This is a genomic window from Actinoplanes sp. NBRC 101535 (assembly GCF_030269225.1).
Lineage (GTDB): Bacteria > Actinomycetota > Actinomycetes > Mycobacteriales > Micromonosporaceae > Actinoplanes > Actinoplanes rectilineatus.
In genome coordinates, this window is sequence record NZ_BSSY01000002.1 from 537,197 (window position 1) to 552,455 (window position 15,259).

The following is a 15,259-nucleotide window of genomic DNA, read 5'->3' on the forward strand; positions in this document are numbered from 1 at the left end:
TTAAGGTGTGGCGATGGGCACAGTGTTGTGGGAGCCGCCCGCCGACGTCCGGACGACCTCGCGGATCGGTGGGTTCCTGTCGTGGCTGGAGCGGGAGCGCGGTCTGTCCTTCGCGGACTATCCGGCGCTCTGGGAGTGGTCGGTCACCGATCTGGCCGGCTTCTGGGGTGCGGTGTGGGACCACTTCGGGGTGGTGGCGCACGATCCACCCACGGCGGTGCTGACCGAGGCGGTGATGCCGGGGGCGCGCTGGTTCCCCGGCGCCACGCTCAACTACGCGGAGAACGTGCTGCGGATGCCCGGCCGGGACCCGGAGGACGTCGTCGTTCACGCGTACTCCCAGAGTCGTGAGCCGGTGCGGCTGACCGGCCGTGAGCTGCGCGAGGAGGTCCGCCGGGTCCGTGCCGGGCTGAGGGCCCGCGGCGTCGGCCGGGGCGACCGGGTGGCGGCCTACGCCCCGAACATCCCGGAGACCTACGTCCTGATGCTGGCCGTCGCCAGCCTCGGCGCGATCTTCTCGTCGTGCGCGCCGGAGTTCGGCGCCCGCAGCGTGATCGACCGGTGGAGCCAGATCGAGCCGTCGGTGCTGGTCGCCACGGACGGATACCGCTACGGCGACAAGGCGATCGACCGGAGCGCCGAGATCGACGCGATCGCCGCGGCGGTCCCGTCGATCGAGCACGTGATCAGGATCGGCTATCTGCACGAGGGCGGCGACTGGTCCGGGCTGACCGGCGACGACCCGCTCGCCTTCGAGCCGGTCCCCTTCGACCACCCGCTCTACGTCCTCTACAGCTCCGGCACCACGGGCCTGCCCAAGCCGATCGTGCACGGACACGGCGGCATCCTGCTGGAACACCTCAAGATCCTGGCGCTGCACCACGACCTCGGGCCGGACGACCGTTTCCTGTGGTTCACCACCACCGGCTGGATGATGTGGAACTACCTGGCCAGCGGTCCGGCGGTGGGCGCCGCCGTGGTGCTCTTCGACGGCAACCCGGCCTGGCCGGATTTGAACACCCTCTGGGACCTGGTGGACACCGCCGGGATCACCTATCTCGGCACGTCGGCACCGTTCCTGATGGCCTGCCGCAAGGCCGGTCTCACCCCACGCAAGCGGCTGCGGGGCATCGGCTCGACCGGCGCGCCGCTGCCCCCGGAGGGTTTCCGTTGGGTGTACGAGGCGGTCGGCCCCGACGTGCAGCTGACCTCGCTGTCCGGCGGCACCGACGTCTGCACCGGGTTCGTCGGCGGCTCACCGCTGCTGCCGGTCCGGGCCGGGGTGATCGCCTGCCGGGCCCTCGGCGCCCGGGTGGAGGCCTTCGACCCGTCCGGCAAGCCGGTGACCGGTGAACTCGGCGAGTTGGTGATCACCGCGCCGATGCCGAGCATGCCGGTCGGCTTCTGGAACGACCCGGACGGCCGGCGGTACCGCGAGGCCTACTTCGACGTCTACCCCGGGGCGTGGCGGCACGGCGACTGGATCACCGTCGAGGCGGACGGCAGCTGCGTGATCACCGGACGGTCGGACGCCACCCTCAACCGTGGCGGCGTCCGGCTGGGCACCGCCGAGTTCTACGCGGTCGTCGAGAGCCTGCCCGAGGTCGCCGACTCGCTGGTGGTGCACCTCGACAAGCCCGGCGACCCGAACGGTGAGCTGATCCTCTTCGTGGTCACCGCGGACGGCGCCGAGCTCGACGAGGACCTGCGCGGCCGGATCGCCCGGGAGCTGCGTGCCGCGCTGTCGCCACGGCACGTTCCCGACCTTCTCCATCGGGTACGCGCAGTGCCCCGCACCCTGTCCGGCAAGAAACTGGAAGTCCCGGTGAAGCGGATCCTCACCGGGACGCCGGTCGCGGTCGCGGCGGCCGCCGGGGCACTGGTCAACCCGGAGTCGCTGACCGAGTTCGCGCTCCTACGCCAGGATCGCTGACACCTTCTCGGTGGCGGCCCGGGCGTCCAGCTTGGCCCGGTCCAGGTTGGCGCAGAGCACCACCGAGGCGCCGGCCACCAGCGGGGCGATCAGCCAGTCGATCGCCTCCGGGTACGCCGCCGTGTCGATCAGTACCCGGCCGCCGTCCGGGATGCCCAGGGCGGCGGCCCGGTGTGCCGCCTCCTCGATGGCGTCCTGGTGGCTCAGCTCGAACGGGCCCCCCAGGGCCAGGTCGGCCGGGGCCACCGGAGCGCCCCGGTAGTGGTCGCCGTAGTTGCGGACCTCGGTGACGTAGTCCTGGTAGCCCGGCGGCACGTCGCGCAGCGGCATGGCCAGCGGGAGCAGGCCGGTGGCGTACCGGTCACCGGTGTTCCACGCGGCCGCGGCGTCCACCCGGTCCGGTGTGGTGAACAGCGCCTCGACCGGCTGCGGGGCGTCCGCGCCCAGGTCGGCGCCGAGACCGGCGGCCGAGACGCCGAGCAGCAGGGCCGCGGTCTGCCAGTGCGGCGGGAGCAGCAGCGCCACCGTGTCGCCGTGGCCCAGCCCGATCCCGTCGACCAGCAGGTTCGCGGTTTTCGAGACCCAGTTCTCCAGCGTCAGGCCGGAGAGTTCGGTGCGGTCGCCGGAGGCGTCGTCGTACCAGGTCAGCAGGGGAGCGGCCGGGTCGCGCCGGACCGCCTCCGCGAACGCCTGTGGAATCGTGGTCTTCATCGCCTCACACCATAGGCGTATCACTGTCCGTGATCGCAGTGGAACCGTGTCGACTCCCCTGGTGGCGCGATCGACGATGCTCCGGCGTCGCGGACGCTTGCCCGCAGCGTTGCAGGCGTACCCTCGACGGTGACGTTGCCGACTCTCAACGTCGGAGTTCCCACCGCAGCATCGGAACGTCAGAGACGCCAAGGAGATGCCTCGTGACCCCCGGTCGCCCCCCGCGAGTGCTGGTCGACGCCACTAGTGTTCCCGCCGACAGAGGCGGTGTCGGCAGATACGTCGACGGATTGCTCGGAGCCCTCGGACAGCTGAACGACGAGCGTGTCGCCCTCGCCGTCGTCGCACAGCGTTCGGATGCGGAGCGTTACCGTCGCATGCTCCCCTCGGCCGAGGTGATCCCCGGACCGGCCGCCATCGTGCACCGTCCGGCCCGCCTCGCCTGGGAGCAGACCGGTCTGCCGCTGCTCGCCCAGCAGGTGGGCGCGCAGGTGCTGCACTCGCCCTTCTACACCTGCCCGCTGCGCACCGGATGCCCGGTCACGGTCACCGTGCACGACGCGACGTTCTTCACCGAACCGGAGCACTACGACAACACCAAGCGGACCTTCTTCCGCAGTGCGATCAAGACGTCGCTGCGGCGGGCCGGCCGGGTGATCGTCCCCAGCAAGGCGACCCGCGACGAACTGATCCGCCTGCTGGACGCCGATCCGACCCGGATCGACGTGGCGTACCACGGGGTCGACCACTCGGCGTTCCACATGCCGACCGACGAGGAGAAGGCCCGGGTCCGTGCCCGGCTCGGCCTCGGCGACACCGGCTATGTGGCGTTCCTCGGCGCCAAGGAGCCCCGCAAGAACGTGCCCAACCTGATCCGCGGCTGGGCCCGCGCCGTCGCCGACTGGCCGCACCCGCCGGCCCTGGTCCTCGCCGGGGGACAGGGGCATGACGACGACATCGACAAGGCCGTCGCCGAGGTTCCCTCGCACCTGCGGCTGCTCCGTCCGGGCTATCTGCGTTACGCGGACCTGCCCGGTTTCCTCGGCGGCGCCCTGGTGGCCTGCTACCCCTCGTTCGGTGAGGGTTTCGGCCTGCCGATCCTGGAGGCGATGGCCTGCGGCACCCCGGTGCTGACCACGCCCCGGCTCAGCCTTCCGGAGGTCGGCGGCGATGCTGTCGCATATACGACCGAGGCGCCGGAGCGGATCGCCGAGGACCTCGCTGACCTGCTGCACGACGAGAAGCGGCGCCAGACGCTCGCCAAAGCGGGTTTCGATCGTGCGAAAGAGTTCACCTGGGCGTCCAGCGCGGAGGTACATGTAACGACTTGGACCCGAGTCGCTACTTGATCATCTACTAAACTCTCCGCGCATGAGCGACGAACAGGCTGTGCTGTACGGGGTGGTTCTCGCAGGCGGTACCGGTACCCGTCTCTGGCCGCTGTCCCGCGCCGGTCATCCCAAGTTCCTCCACCCGCTGACCGGCACGGAGGCGTCCCTTCTGCAAGCCACCGTGGACCGGCTGGACACGCTGACCTCCCCCGAACGGATCTTTGTGGTGACCGGCGTGGCGCACGCCGCGGCGGTCTCCCGGCAACTCGCCGCGATCCCGGACGAGAACGTGCTCGTCGAGCCGTCCCCCCGGGACTCGTGCGCGGCGATCGCCCTGGCCGCGGCGGTCATCGCCCGCCGCGACCCGGAGGCGATCATGGGCTCGTTCGCGTCCGACCACCTGATCGCCGACCAGCCCGAGTTCGCCGAGGTGATCCGCCGCGCGGTCGTCGGCGCCCAGCAGGGTCTGCTGATGACGCTCGGCATCACCCCGACCCGCCCGGAGATCGGCTACGGCTACCTCCAGTGCGGGGCGGCGGCCGAGGGCAGCCCGGTGCTCAAGGTCGAGGAGTTCAAGGAGAAGCCCTCCTACGAGGTCGCCGAGAACTACGTGAAGTCCGGCAACTACCTGTGGAACGCCGGCATGTTCGTCTGGCGGGTCGACGTGTTCCTCGCCGAACTGGCCCGGCAGCAGCCGCAGCTCGCCTCCGGGGTGAGCCGGATCGCCCACGCCTGGGACACCGCCGCCCGCGAGGAGGTCCTCGGCGAGGTGTGGCCCACCCTGCCGCGGATCTCGGTCGACTATGCGGTCATGGAGGGCGCGGCCACCGTCGGCCGGGTCGGCACCGTTCCCGGCGACTTCGGCTGGAACGACGTCGGCGACTTCCACACCCTCGGTGAGGTCCTCACCGCCGACCCGGCCGGCAACGTGGTGGTCGGCCACGACGGCGCGGGCGAACGCCCCGGCGTGCTGCTGCGCGACGCGGAGAACCTGGTGATCGTCCCGAACGGCCGCCGTCTGGTGGCCGCGATGGGCGTCCGGGACCTGGTCATCGTCGACACCGAGGACGCCGTCCTGGTCTGCCCGCGGGAACGCGCGCAGGAGGTCAAACACCTGGTGGACGAGCTGAAGGAGCTCGGGCAGCACGGATACATCTGACCGCGGTCATCGGGGCCGGTGGGTGACTACCAGGCCCCGATGGTCACGCCGGCCGGCTGCAGGGTGCCGATCTGCAGTTCCTTCCACGCGATGTTGTTCTTCTTCGACGTGGGGAAACCCGCCAGCTCGGCCGTCCGGCCGGCGCCGGACAGGCCCACGTCGTACCGCACGATGTTGCCGACACCGCACCCCTCGTCGGCCTTCACGCAGGCGGTCCAGCGCAGGCCGGCCGACGCGGCCTCGCCCGCCCGCAGCACCACCTCGGTCGACGGCCCCGGCTCGTCGACCCGGGTGCTGCCCACCTTGGTCGCCTGTTTGCCGGCGGTGAGCAGCGTGACGGTGAGCCAGCCCGCCACCGCGCAGGTGCCGGTCGACTTGTTGAGGACCGACATCAGCGCGAAGGTGGAGTCCTCCTCCTCGACCGTGACGGTCACCCCGAGATCGGCGTTCGCGCACGGGGTGACCGCGGCGGGCGTGGGGGTGGCGGCCGGCTCGGCGGTGGTGGTGCTCCGGCCGCAGGCGTTCAGCAGCGTCAGGGCGGCGAGAGCGGGGATCGCGATCCGGGGAACGCGGTTCACAGCTGCCGGGCCAGGGCCGGCGCTATCTGCCGGGCGGTGCCGGATGCCAACGGCGACGGCAGGTCGTCCGGCGCGAACCAGGCCAGATCCGCGGACTCCTCGCTGATCCGCTCCACCGCGCCGGTCGGCGCCCGCAGCATGAACCGCACGTCGTAGTGCACCGAAGGCCCGGCGGGGGAGCCGTCACCCGCGCCGCAGCGCACCTCGTGCACATCCACGTCGATCGGCTCCGGGTCGAGCACCAGGCCCTCGATGCCGGACTCCTCGGTCGCCTCCCGCAACGCGGCCGCCGCCAGCGACCTGTCGCCCTCCTCGCAGTGCCCGCCGAGCTGCATCCACCGGCCGAGACGGCCGTGCAGGCAGAGCAGCACCCGCCCGTCGTCGCCGACGACCAGCGCGCTGGCGGTGACATGCCCGGCCCGGTGCGCCCGGGTCATCGCGACCGGACCGTCGGCGAGCAGGTCGAGGGTGCGCCGGCGGGCGTCGTCGGCGGCCTCCGAGGTGGCCGTCCAGCCGGTCAGGACACGGACGGCGTCCTCGAAGAGCGTGTAGTCGGTGCGGTCGGTCATCAGGGAGCTCCGAAACTGATGGTGACGCCGGTCTCGTCGACGTCGATGCTGCTGGTCACGCCTTCGGCGGCGAGCGCGGAGCGTACCCGATGGGCGTCGGCACCCAACCGAACCAGGCTTACCCCGTCCGTTCCGGCAGCGGTGAGCCGCAGGGTTCCACCCGCACGGACGATGCCGGTCCCGGCCGCGATCACGTCATGGACGAGCTCCAGGGCCTGATCCACCTTTTCCGATATTTCGGAAATGTCAGAAACGCTGGCATCATCGAGCAGGGCCGCGGCGCGGAGACCCGCCGCACGAGCCTCCGCGGTGCCGAGACTGAACATGTCGCTCGCCGTGTCCCGGATCAGCGGGCGGACACCGCGCTCCTCCGGGTCGGCCGGCCAGGTGTAACCCCGGACCACCGCCACCGGCACCCGGTCACACTTGCCCTTGACCAGCTCGGCCGCCGCGGACAGCTCGTCGACCACGGCCATCTGGGTCAGGCTCAGCTCGTTGCCGTACGGGTCGATCTGCCCCCGGTGATCGAGCAGCGCGCCGATGCCGGCAGCGCCCAGAGCCACATCGGTCAGGCCGTTGCGCCAGGCCCGGCCGGACGTGTCCGAGATGATCACGGCGACGTCCCGGCCCCGGCGCAGCAACTCGGCACGCAGGGCCCGGGCCGAGGCGTCCGGGTCGACCGGCAGCAGCACCAGATGGGTCTTGTCGACGTTCGACGCGTCGATGCCGGCCGCGGCCATCACAAAACCGTGATGGGTCGCCACGATCGTGGTGGGGCCACGACGGGCCACCACCCGAGCGGTCTCACCGGCCAGCACCCGCTGCCGGGCCTCCTCGCGGTCCGGCCCGTCCGCCGGCACCTCGACCAGGCGGCCCTCCGCCTTCGACACGATCTTGCTGGTCACCACCAGGACGTCGCCGTCGGCGATCCACGGGCCGGCGCCCAGGATCAGGTCGGCGAGGTCGTCGCCCGCGGTGACGTCACCGATGCCGCGGACCGGGAGAACCTCGAGCCCGTCGCTCACCGGACACCCCCGAGCTCCAGCGCGTCGGCGACCATCCGGGCCGTGAGCTGCTCGTCCTTCATCCAGAGCGGCACCGCGCGGGTGGCCACCCCAGGCACCTCGGCGCCCGCGTCCGACTCGTCGACCAGCCAGCCGTCGAGCAGCCCGCCCTCGGCGCGAGGACCGTACATCCGGCCCACACCGGCGGCGCTCACCTCCACCCCGAGCGTGCTCAGACACTTGTCGGCCATGCCCCGCACCGGTGAGCCCCCGATGATCGGCGACACCCCGACCACCGGCGCCGGGCCGTCCATCACCGCCTCTTTCAGCCCGGGTACGGCCAGAATCGGCGCGATACTGACCACCGGATTGCTCGGGGCGATGAGAATCACGTCGGCTCCCGCGATCGCGTCCCGGACGCCGGCCGCCGGCTTGGCGGACTCGGCACCGACGAACACGAAACGGTGCGTCGGGACCGCCCCGCGATAGCGCACCCACCACTCCTGGAAATGGATGGCCTTGCGCTCACCCTCGACGTCGACGACCACGTGGGTCTCCAGCCGGTCGTCGGTGGCGGGCAGCATCGTGATGCCCGGCTGCCAGCGCTCGCACAGGGCCGCGGTCACCGCCGACAACGGGTAACCGGCGTTCAGCATGGTGGTGCGTACCAGGTGAGTGGCGGTGTCCTTGTCACCCAGACCGAACCAGGAGGGCTCGACGCCGTACTTCGTCAGCTCCTCCTTGACCACCCAGGACTCGCCGACCCGGCCCCAGCCACGCTCCGGGTCGGCGGCGCCGCCCAGGGTGTACATGACGCTGTCCAGGTCGGGACAGATCTGGAGGCCGTGCATGCGCACGTCGTCGCCGACATTGACCACCGCCGTCACATCGGCGCCGATGGTGCGTGCGTGAGCCCGCACGCCGAGAAGGAACCGGGCGCCTCCGATGCCCCCGGTAAGGACCACGATCCGCATCTCCCCATCCTCCCCCACCTGCGTGACGCCACCCGTTCGTGGGTCGCGGTTTACGCTGGGCCCACCTCGATCACGCACCGGGAGTAATCGTGACCACTGGATCGCAGCCCACGCCGGGCGGCGACAAGCCGCTCGGACAGTTCCTGCGGCCGCTGCGCGACATCGCCGCCTATGTCCTGGCGGGCGCCACAGCAGTGCTGCTCTTCGTCTCCGTCGTCGATCTGCTGGGCAGCGACTTCGTCGGGCGCACCCGCTACAGCTTCGCCAGTTTTGTGAACCTGGCGACGATCTTCTTCCCGCTCGCCGCGGTCCTGTTGTCACTCGGAGTCAAGCCGGTTCACCCCAAGGCGCGACTGATCGTGCTCGCCGCGCTGATCGAGTACGGCGTGGTGGCCTTCTTCGGCGTCCTGTTCGGCGTGCTGTTCGGGGTGAGCTCGCTCGCCACCGACAACCCGGGCACGGCCTTCAGCGAACTGCTGGTCCGGGTCGCATGGCTGGCGGTGTTCGGCCTGGCCGCGTACACGGTGACGCAGATCTGGCGCGGGATGTTCATGGTGCCGCGTCCGCAGCCGCAGCCGGGCGTCTACGGGCAGCCGCCGGCCGGGGTCTACGGGCAGCCCTACCACCAGCAGCCCTTCGGCCAGCAGCCGTACGGGGCGCCGCCGGTACCCGGTCAGCCGTTCAGTGCGCCGCCCGCGCCGGGCCAGCCGTTCAGTGCGCCCCCGGCTCCGGGCCAGCCGTTCAGCGCTCCGCCCGCGCCGGGCCAGCCTTATGGCGCGCCTCCCACGCCGGGGCAGGCCTTCGGTGGGCAGCCGCCGTTCGCCCCGCCGCCCGGGCAGCCGCCGTTCGCCCCGCCGCCCGGGCAGCCGCCGTTCGCTCCGCCGCCCGGTGTCTACGGGCAGCCGCAGCCGGGATTCGTGCCGGGGGTCTACGGGCAGCCGCAGCCCGGCGCCGCGCCGATCTGGAACCAGCCGCCGGTCTCCGCGCCGCCGGTGGGCCAGCTGCCCGTCTCAGCGCCGCCGATGGGCCAGCCGTACAGCGCGCCGCCGTTCAGCACCACGCCGTTCAGTGCGCCGCCCGCCGCGGCCCCTGCTGAGCCGGTCTCGGGTGCTCCGACCGCGGTGGAGCCGACGTCCGGCGCTCCGGCCGCTGTCCAGCCGGCGCTGACGGCTGAGCCCGCCGCTCCGGACGCTCCCGCTGCGGCGCCGGCCTCGGAGTTCCCGGCCGCGGTGCCGCTGCCTGCGCCGCCTGTCGTTGCGGCGGCGGACCCGACCCAGGTGGTGTCCGGCACCGGGGCTCCCTCGACTGCTGACCCGACCCAGGTGGTGCCGGACGACCGCCCCGGGTTCGGGCCGGCCGTGCAGGACCCGCCGCGTCACTGACTCCTTCGCGTCACTGATCCCTTCGCGTCACTGATCCCTTCGCGGTGCTGATCCATCCGTGACGAGGGTCCGCCGTCGGCGCTGATGGATCGGTGCCACCGGTCCGCCGGCGGTGGAGATCTGCCCGTGCCCTGAACCGGCCCGGTCGCCCGACGGCGGCCGGGCCGGATTCCTTCGGCTGGTGGCAGCCGCCGGAGAGACGGGGCCGTGGTGGTCTCCCCGCGCCCGCAGCCCGGCGGTCGCGCCGGTGGGCGCGACCCATCGCGGTGATCGCGCTCAGCCGGGAAGTGGGCGGTCGTCACGCGTACAAGAAGAGGAAGCGCAAGAGGAAGAACCTGCCGCAACCCATTCGAGATGGTGTTTGTTGACACTGGTGGTCCTTGTGGGCCACTGCGGCAGCAACGGGATTTCCGGCCTAGGCTGCTCTGCGTGGTAGAGGTCGAGGTCGAACCCACTGACGTGAGCGTCCGGCGTGCCCTGCGGCGCGCCGCCGACGGAGAAGCCATCGATGTCGGTGAGGCGGTCGCGTTGCTCGCGGCCACCGGCGACCGGTTCGACGAGCTGCTGGCCATCGCCGGTGACCTGCGGGACGCCGGGTTGCGGGAGGCCGGGCGGCCGGGTGTCGTCACCTACTCCCGCAAGGTCTTCATCCCGCTCACCCGGCTCTGTCAGGACCGGTGCCACTACTGCACGTTCGCGACGGTGCCGCACCGGTTGCCGGCGGCGTTCCTGGAGCCCGAGGAGGTTCTGGAGATCGCCCGCCAGGGCGCCGCGCAGGGGTGCAAGGAGGCGTTGTTCACGCTGGGGGACCGGCCGGAGGCGCGCTGGGCGGCGGCCCGCACGTGGCTGGACGAGCGGGGCTACGCGTCGACGCTCGACTACGTCCGGGCCTGCGCGATCCTGGTGCTCGAGGAGACCGGCCTGCTGCCGCACCTCAACCCGGGCGTGATGAGCCTCGCCGAGCTCGAGCGCCTCAAGCCGGTGGCGCCGAGCATGGGGATGATGCTGGAGACCACCGCGACCCGGCTGTGGTCGGAGAAGGGCGCGCCGCACTACGGCTCACCGGACAAGGAGCCGGCGGTCCGCCTGCGGGCGCTCGACGACGCCGGCCGGGCGGGCGTGCCGTTCACCACCGGCATCCTGATCGGGATCGGCGAGACGGTGACCGAGCGGGCCGAGTCGCTGTTCGCGATCCGCGCGACGTCCCGCGAGTACGGGCACATCCAAGAGGTGATCATCCAGAACTTCCGCGCCAAGCCGGACACGGCGATGCGCGGCATGCCGGACGCCGAGCTGCGCGAGCTGGCGGCGACGGTGGCGGTCGGGCGGATCGTGATGGGTCCCCGGGCCCGGATCCAGGCCCCGCCGAACCTGATCGATGCCGAGTTCCCGCTGCTGATGCGGGCCGGGATCGACGACTGGGGCGGTGTGTCGCCGGTGACGCCGGACCACGTGAACCCGGAGCGGCCGTGGCCCCAGATCGACCTTTTGGCCGAAATGTCAGAGAAATCGGGATTCAAGCTGCGGGAGCGGCTCACGATCTATCCCGAGTACGTCCTGCGCGGTGCTGAGGGCTGGCTCGACCCGGGGGTGGCCGGTCACGTGGCCGCCCTGTCCGGTCCGGACGGTCTCGCCCTGGACCTGGCGCCGACCGGCCGGCCGTGGCGTTCGCCGGTCGGCTGCTCGGCCGAGGGTGCCGCTGCTGGTGGTTCTCCCGGTGATGTCGCCGGGCGTTCCGCCGATGCGTGACCGTTCGTCGCATGACGCCGGTCACGAAGACGATTCATCTGCTCGGTGAGGGGGTATCCCGCCCGGTCCCATGTGGCGGGAGGCGCGGGTCGCGGCCGCCGCGATCGGCGTTCTGCTGCTGGAGGGGATCGACGGTGTCCCGCAGTGTGGGCGGGCGCCGGAGGGCCGTCAGTGACCGGGTTGGGGGACCCGATCGCTCAGAGGTCACAAATCGGGTTAAATTGGACTCGGTGGCCCGGCCTGGCGTTACCTTCCTCCTGCCCCGAGAGATAGGGCAGGAACGGGCACCCGAAGCGTCCTCAAGCGCTCCGGGAAAAGGGCCCATTTAGCAGGTTCGGCTTGACGACGCACGTCTTACACGCGTGTAATTTTGGTGGGGTTGTGGGGACGATGTGGCACTTTTGCGTCGAACCCACAGAAACACGCCGCGTGCGTGGGGGGTCAGCGCCGGCTTCGCAGCCGGCGCGGAAATTTGGAGGCACGCCGATGGAACAGCAGGTTGAAGGGGTAGACCTGCTCGGGGACGCGCCCGAGTGGCAGGAACGGGCGCTGTGTTCGCAGACCGATCCAGAAGCTTTCTTCCCGGAGAAGGGTGGATCTACGCGCGAGGCCAAGCGCATCTGCGGTCGCTGTGAGGTCAAGGCCGAATGCCTCGAGTACGCGCTCGGTCACGACGAACGGTTCGGAATCTGGGGTGGACTGTCCGAACGTGAACGTCGCAAGCTGAAGCGCCGCGTGGCCTGAACAGCCAGGGCCTGTCCCGCCGATCACCGGGGGACATGCGGCGCTGTCCGGGCGTGGCCCCCGGCGGCGCCTGCGGACAGGCTCTAGGTCAGCTCGTCCGGATCCACACCTAGCAGGTTGGCGACCTGCTCGATGATCACGTCGTGGACGAGGTCGGCGAGGTCCTCCCGGTCCATCGCCCGGAACTCCAGCGGGCGGCGATACAGGACGATCCGTGGCGGCAACTCGTGCCGCCCGGGACGGCCCGGCAGCAGCCGGGCCAGGGGCACCTCGCCGTCCTCGAGCACGTCCGAGTCGTAGACGTTCAGCTCCGGCGGCACGTCCTCGACGGCGAACTCGACACCGGCCAGCTCTTTCGCATAGCGGCGCTCCAGGCCCTCGACCGTGTCGAGCACCAGGTCGTCGAAGATCTCCGCCTTGGTCCGGGCCAGCGGGACGGTCGCCGGCACCAGGCGACCCCGCAAGCCGCGCCCATGCCGGTCGCGACGTGCCGGATGACCCGGGCCGGAGGTGCGGGCCGCCCGCGGCGGATCCGTCCGGCGGCGTTCGGGGCTGGTGGTCACGCGGCCAGCGTATCTCCACGCGGCCGATATACGTGGTCAGCCCGATCGCCTCGTGTGTCCGAGCCGTTAATTCGCCCCAACGAGACGGCGTGTCGAACGACCATGGCCGAATCGTGATAAGTGCTCAGTCGGCGTGTCGCGAGGCAACACGCCCCGGATCGGCCGATGGGGAGATACTGTCCCGCCGTGAGGTCACCACGGCGCTGCTCCCGGAACGGCTGTCCCCGACAGGCGGTCGCCACGCTGACCTATGTTTACAGCGACTCGACAGCGGTCGTCGGCCCCCTCGCCGCCTTCGCCGAGCCGCACACGTACGACCTGTGCGAGCCACATGCCCGCAGTCTCACCGCCCCCCGAGGCTGGGAACTGGTCCGCCACGACGGTGACTTCGCACCCCCACCCCCCACCACCGACGACCTGGTCGCCCTGGCCGAGGCGGTTCGCGAGGCCGCGAGGCCGGCGCCGCCCCGTCCCGAGGACCCGCCCCAGCCGGGGCACCAGACCGGTCGCCGCGGCCATCTGCGAGTCATCCCGCCGTCGCATTAGGGGCGGTTGGTCGTTTTTCCCGGCGGCTGGTTCCGCGTAGCTTCGGCGCGCTTGTGCCGTCTTCGGGAGCTTTCGTGCGGGTCCGTTTTCGAGGTACTTCCGCGGTCCGAGTCGTGGCACACGCCCTTTCACGGTCACGTGTTCAGCCGTCATGGCGACGCAGCCGGTTCGCCAGTGCAGCCGTCGTCGGCGGTGCAGCCTTTGCAGGCAGTCTGTCCGTGGGTTGATCATCGGCCGGTGGCTCGGTGGCTCGGTGGCTCGGTGGCTCGGTGGCTCGGTGGCTCGGTGGCTCGGTGGCTCGGTGGCTCGGTGAGGCCGGCCGTGCTACTCGGCAAGGCCGGCCGTCGCTCATGGTTCGCCCGCTGGCCGAATCCCGACCGTAGGTGACGGCTGGGTGCTCCGAGCCGTCGTTGGGGGCTGAGTTTCTCTTGCTGGGGAGCCGTTGGCGACGGCTCGGCTGGTTCGGCCGTCAGTGAGGGTCAGTTTGTGGGCCGGGGACAGCCCTCAGCGACGGCCGGATGCCCCGAGCCGTCGCTGAGGGCTGAGATCTGCGCCCCGGGCGACCGTGGGCTACGGCTGGGGCGGGCTGATTTCGTCCGGGTGTCCAGCCGGGTTCATTCGCCAGTTCGGTCGTTCCGCCTGCCGGTCCTTCTGCCTGCCGGGCACTTCCTCCAGCCGGTTCCTTCGTCTGCCCAGCCCTGTCAGCCCTGTGGATTGCGGCGTTTGTGCGGATATGGGAGCGCCCACCGGCCCGGGTGGGCGGTGGGCGCGTCTACGTCTGCGGCCAGGAGATCGAAGGCTGAGAGGCCGAAGACCGGGGCCGGAGGTCAGGGGGCGGGAGGTCAGAGGGCGGGAGGTCAGAGGGCGGGAGGTCAGAGGGCGGGAGCTCAGAGGGCGGGAGGTCAGGAGGTCAGGGGGACCAGTTCGAAGCGGTCGTGCAGCCACGGGATCAGGGTCCGGTAGGCCTTGATCGTGTCGGGCTGGGCGTAGTCGTGGGACAGCACGATCGCGCCGTCGCGGGTTCGCTTCTTCACGTACGAGATGATTTTGGCGGTGTGGGCGCCGTGGGACTCGCCGTGGGAGTGGTCCCAGTCGCGCGGGTCGACTTTCCAGTAGATGCTGGACATTCCCAGCTGCTTGGCGCCCTTGACCAGTTTCGGCGTGAAGTTGCCGCCGGGGGCGCGGAAGGTCGGGATCGCCACGCCGGGGACCGCGGCGCGGATGGCGGCGTTGGTGCGTTCCAGGTCGGCTTTGATCTTCGCGGCGGACTTCTTGCCGATTCTCAGGTCGTGGTTCCAGGTGTGGTTGCAGAGGGCGTGGCCGTCGGCGACGATCGCCCGCACCAGGTCCGGGAACTGTTTCGCGTTGGAGCCGACCAGGCAGAACGTGGCTTTGACGTTCTCCTTCTTCAGGATCTTCAGCAGGGCCGGGGTGTAGTCCGGGTCGGGGCCGTCGTCGAAGGTCAGGGCCACGCCCTTGGTGCCGGTGACGAGGCGGCTGCCGGCCGGGCCGGTCTTCACGTGTTTGCCGCCGGGGGCGGTGGTGCTCTCGGTCCGATCGGCGCCGGGGGCCGTGGACGGGTCGCCCGGTGTTCCGGCGGAGTCGCCGGGCAGCGCGGACGGGGCGGCGCGGGCGCTGGGTGCGGTGGAGGGGATGCCCTCCGGCGGCGTGCTGGATGCGGCCTGGGACGACGCCGCGGTCTGCGGTCCGATCGTCGTGGCCGCGGCCGCCTGGCCGAGAAGGGCAGTCATGATCAGCAGTCCGCTGATCACTAGTGCCTTTCTGGTGTGCGACAGCCGCATCGATATCCTCCCCAGGTCGTCGGCGAACTGACGACGATGCCCCGGAATGCGGCCGGCCGCCAGTCCTATGCGCATGATTCGACGGAAAACGGGACTGCTTTCAGTTTTCCCGGCGTATCATCGCGCATCACGTCGACCTGGCGGCATGGAGGTAAATGCCCCAATTTGTCTACCGAGTCGACGGACCATCGGGAGTGTGCCCCGGTCAGGCTCA

The 15,259-nt window shown here is 71.1% G+C and carries 13 protein-coding genes and 1 pseudogene; 7 read left to right on the forward strand and 7 right to left on the reverse strand.

Annotation, left to right across the window (positions count from 1 at the left end; translation table 11 throughout):
- Window positions 1-13 precede the first annotated feature (13 nt).
- Entirely contained in the window at window positions 14-1,933 is a 1,920-nt protein-coding gene (locus QSK32_RS07500; protein ID WP_285471513.1) for an acetoacetate--CoA ligase, read from the forward strand.
- Here the strand turns inward: QSK32_RS07500 and QSK32_RS07505 are convergent.
- Complete coding sequence (locus tag QSK32_RS07505) at window positions 1,916-2,644, reverse strand: TIGR03089 family protein (protein ID WP_045743301.1); 729 nt, start codon at window positions 2,642-2,644, stop codon at window positions 1,916-1,918. The genes QSK32_RS07500 and QSK32_RS07505 overlap by 18 nt on opposite strands.
- Window positions 2,645-2,847: 203 nt before the next feature.
- Between QSK32_RS07505 and QSK32_RS07510 the strand changes: the two genes are divergently transcribed.
- Both QSK32_RS07510 and QSK32_RS07515 read left to right on the forward strand, forming a co-directional pair.
- On the forward strand, window positions 2,848-3,993 hold the full coding sequence (locus tag QSK32_RS07510; protein ID WP_045743300.1) for a glycosyltransferase family 4 protein: 1,146 nt from the start codon (window positions 2,848-2,850) through the stop codon (window positions 3,991-3,993).
- Window positions 3,994-4,015: 22 nt separating this feature from the next.
- Window positions 4,016-5,134, forward strand: a complete 1,119-nt coding sequence (locus QSK32_RS07515) for a mannose-1-phosphate guanylyltransferase (protein WP_425394653.1) — start codon at window positions 4,016-4,018, stop codon at window positions 5,132-5,134.
- 26 nt (window positions 5,135-5,160) lie between these two features.
- On the opposite strand, the gene QSK32_RS07520 is transcribed toward QSK32_RS07515, so the two are convergent.
- The 4 genes from QSK32_RS07520 to cofD are packed head-to-tail and all read right to left on the reverse strand — an operon-like array spanning window position 5,161 to window position 8,259.
- Window positions 5,161-5,712, reverse strand: coding sequence for a DUF4232 domain-containing protein (locus QSK32_RS07520; protein ID WP_045743299.1), 552 nt, complete (start codon window positions 5,710-5,712; stop codon window positions 5,161-5,163).
- Window positions 5,709-6,281 carry an NUDIX hydrolase gene (locus QSK32_RS07525; protein WP_285471514.1) on the reverse strand — a complete coding sequence of 191 codons (573 nt, stop codon included), beginning with the start codon at window positions 6,279-6,281 and terminating at the stop codon, window positions 5,709-5,711. Before QSK32_RS07525 ends, QSK32_RS07520 begins: the two co-directional genes overlap by 4 nt.
- The gene (locus QSK32_RS07530; RefSeq protein ID WP_045743297.1) at window positions 6,281-7,306 is read right to left on the reverse strand and encodes a coenzyme F420-0:L-glutamate ligase; all 1,026 of its coding nucleotides are present in this window, start codon (window positions 7,304-7,306) and stop codon (window positions 6,281-6,283) included. The genes QSK32_RS07525 and QSK32_RS07530 overlap by 1 nt, the downstream gene beginning before the upstream one ends.
- Window positions 7,303-8,259 carry a 2-phospho-L-lactate transferase gene (gene cofD, locus QSK32_RS07535; protein ID WP_285471515.1) on the reverse strand — a complete coding sequence of 319 codons (957 nt, stop codon included), beginning with the start codon at window positions 8,257-8,259 and terminating at the stop codon, window positions 7,303-7,305. The genes QSK32_RS07530 and cofD overlap by 4 nt, the downstream gene beginning before the upstream one ends.
- 89 nt (window positions 8,260-8,348) lie before the next feature.
- On the opposite strand from cofD, the gene QSK32_RS07540 reads away from it, so the two are divergent.
- The 3 genes and pseudogenes from QSK32_RS07540 (at window position 8,349) to QSK32_RS07550 (ending at window position 12,134) form a co-directional block, all read left to right on the forward strand.
- Window positions 8,349-9,641, forward strand: a complete 1,293-nt coding sequence (locus QSK32_RS07540; RefSeq protein ID WP_285471516.1) for a hypothetical protein — start codon at window positions 8,349-8,351, stop codon at window positions 9,639-9,641.
- Window positions 9,642-10,070: 429 nt separating this feature from the next.
- Window positions 10,071-11,315 (forward strand): annotated as a pseudogene (cofG, locus tag QSK32_RS07545) (7,8-didemethyl-8-hydroxy-5-deazariboflavin synthase CofG); the annotation flags it as partial.
- Between the two features lie 561 nt (window positions 11,316-11,876).
- Window positions 11,877-12,134: a WhiB family transcriptional regulator gene (locus QSK32_RS07550; RefSeq protein WP_045743295.1), complete on the forward strand. Its 258-nt coding sequence runs from the start codon at window positions 11,877-11,879 to the stop codon at window positions 12,132-12,134.
- An 83-nt stretch (window positions 12,135-12,217) separates the two neighbouring features.
- On the opposite strand, the gene QSK32_RS07555 is transcribed toward QSK32_RS07550, so the two are convergent.
- Complete coding sequence (locus tag QSK32_RS07555) at window positions 12,218-12,697, reverse strand: metallopeptidase family protein (RefSeq protein ID WP_063775526.1); 480 nt, start codon at window positions 12,695-12,697, stop codon at window positions 12,218-12,220.
- Between the two features lie 186 nt (window positions 12,698-12,883).
- On the opposite strand from QSK32_RS07555, the gene QSK32_RS07560 reads away from it, so the two are divergent.
- Window positions 12,884-13,243 carry a DUF3499 domain-containing protein gene (locus QSK32_RS07560; RefSeq protein ID WP_083449103.1) on the forward strand — a complete coding sequence of 120 codons (360 nt, stop codon included), beginning with the start codon at window positions 12,884-12,886 and terminating at the stop codon, window positions 13,241-13,243.
- 902 nt (window positions 13,244-14,145) lie between these two features.
- On the opposite strand, the gene QSK32_RS07565 is transcribed toward QSK32_RS07560, so the two are convergent.
- Window positions 14,146-15,120, reverse strand: coding sequence for a polysaccharide deacetylase family protein (locus QSK32_RS07565; RefSeq protein ID WP_285471517.1), 975 nt, complete (start codon window positions 15,118-15,120; stop codon window positions 14,146-14,148).
- Window positions 15,121-15,259 lie beyond the last annotated feature (139 nt).

Bases quoted from the DNA above. Each gene is read 5' to 3' on its own strand.
- QSK32_RS07565 (WP_285471517.1), bottom strand. From the start codon at position 15,120: ATGCGCATAGGACTGGCGGCCGGCCGCATTCCGGGGCATCGTCGTCAG.
- cofD (WP_285471515.1), bottom strand. From the start codon at position 8,259: ATGCGGATCGTGGTCCTTACCGGGGGCATCGGAGGCGCCCGGTTCCTT.
- QSK32_RS07500 (WP_285471513.1), top strand. From the start codon at position 14: ATGGGCACAGTGTTGTGGGAGCCGCCCGCCGACGTCCGGACGACCTCG.
- QSK32_RS07505 (WP_045743301.1), bottom strand. From the start codon at position 2,644: ATGAAGACCACGATTCCACAGGCGTTCGCGGAGGCGGTCCGGCGCGAC.
- QSK32_RS07550 (WP_045743295.1), top strand. From the start codon at position 11,877: ATGGAACAGCAGGTTGAAGGGGTAGACCTGCTCGGGGACGCGCCCGAG.
- QSK32_RS07515 (WP_425394653.1), top strand. From the start codon at position 4,016: ATGAGCGACGAACAGGCTGTGCTGTACGGGGTGGTTCTCGCAGGCGGT.
- QSK32_RS07525 (WP_285471514.1), bottom strand. From the start codon at position 6,281: ATGACCGACCGCACCGACTACACGCTCTTCGAGGACGCCGTCCGTGTC.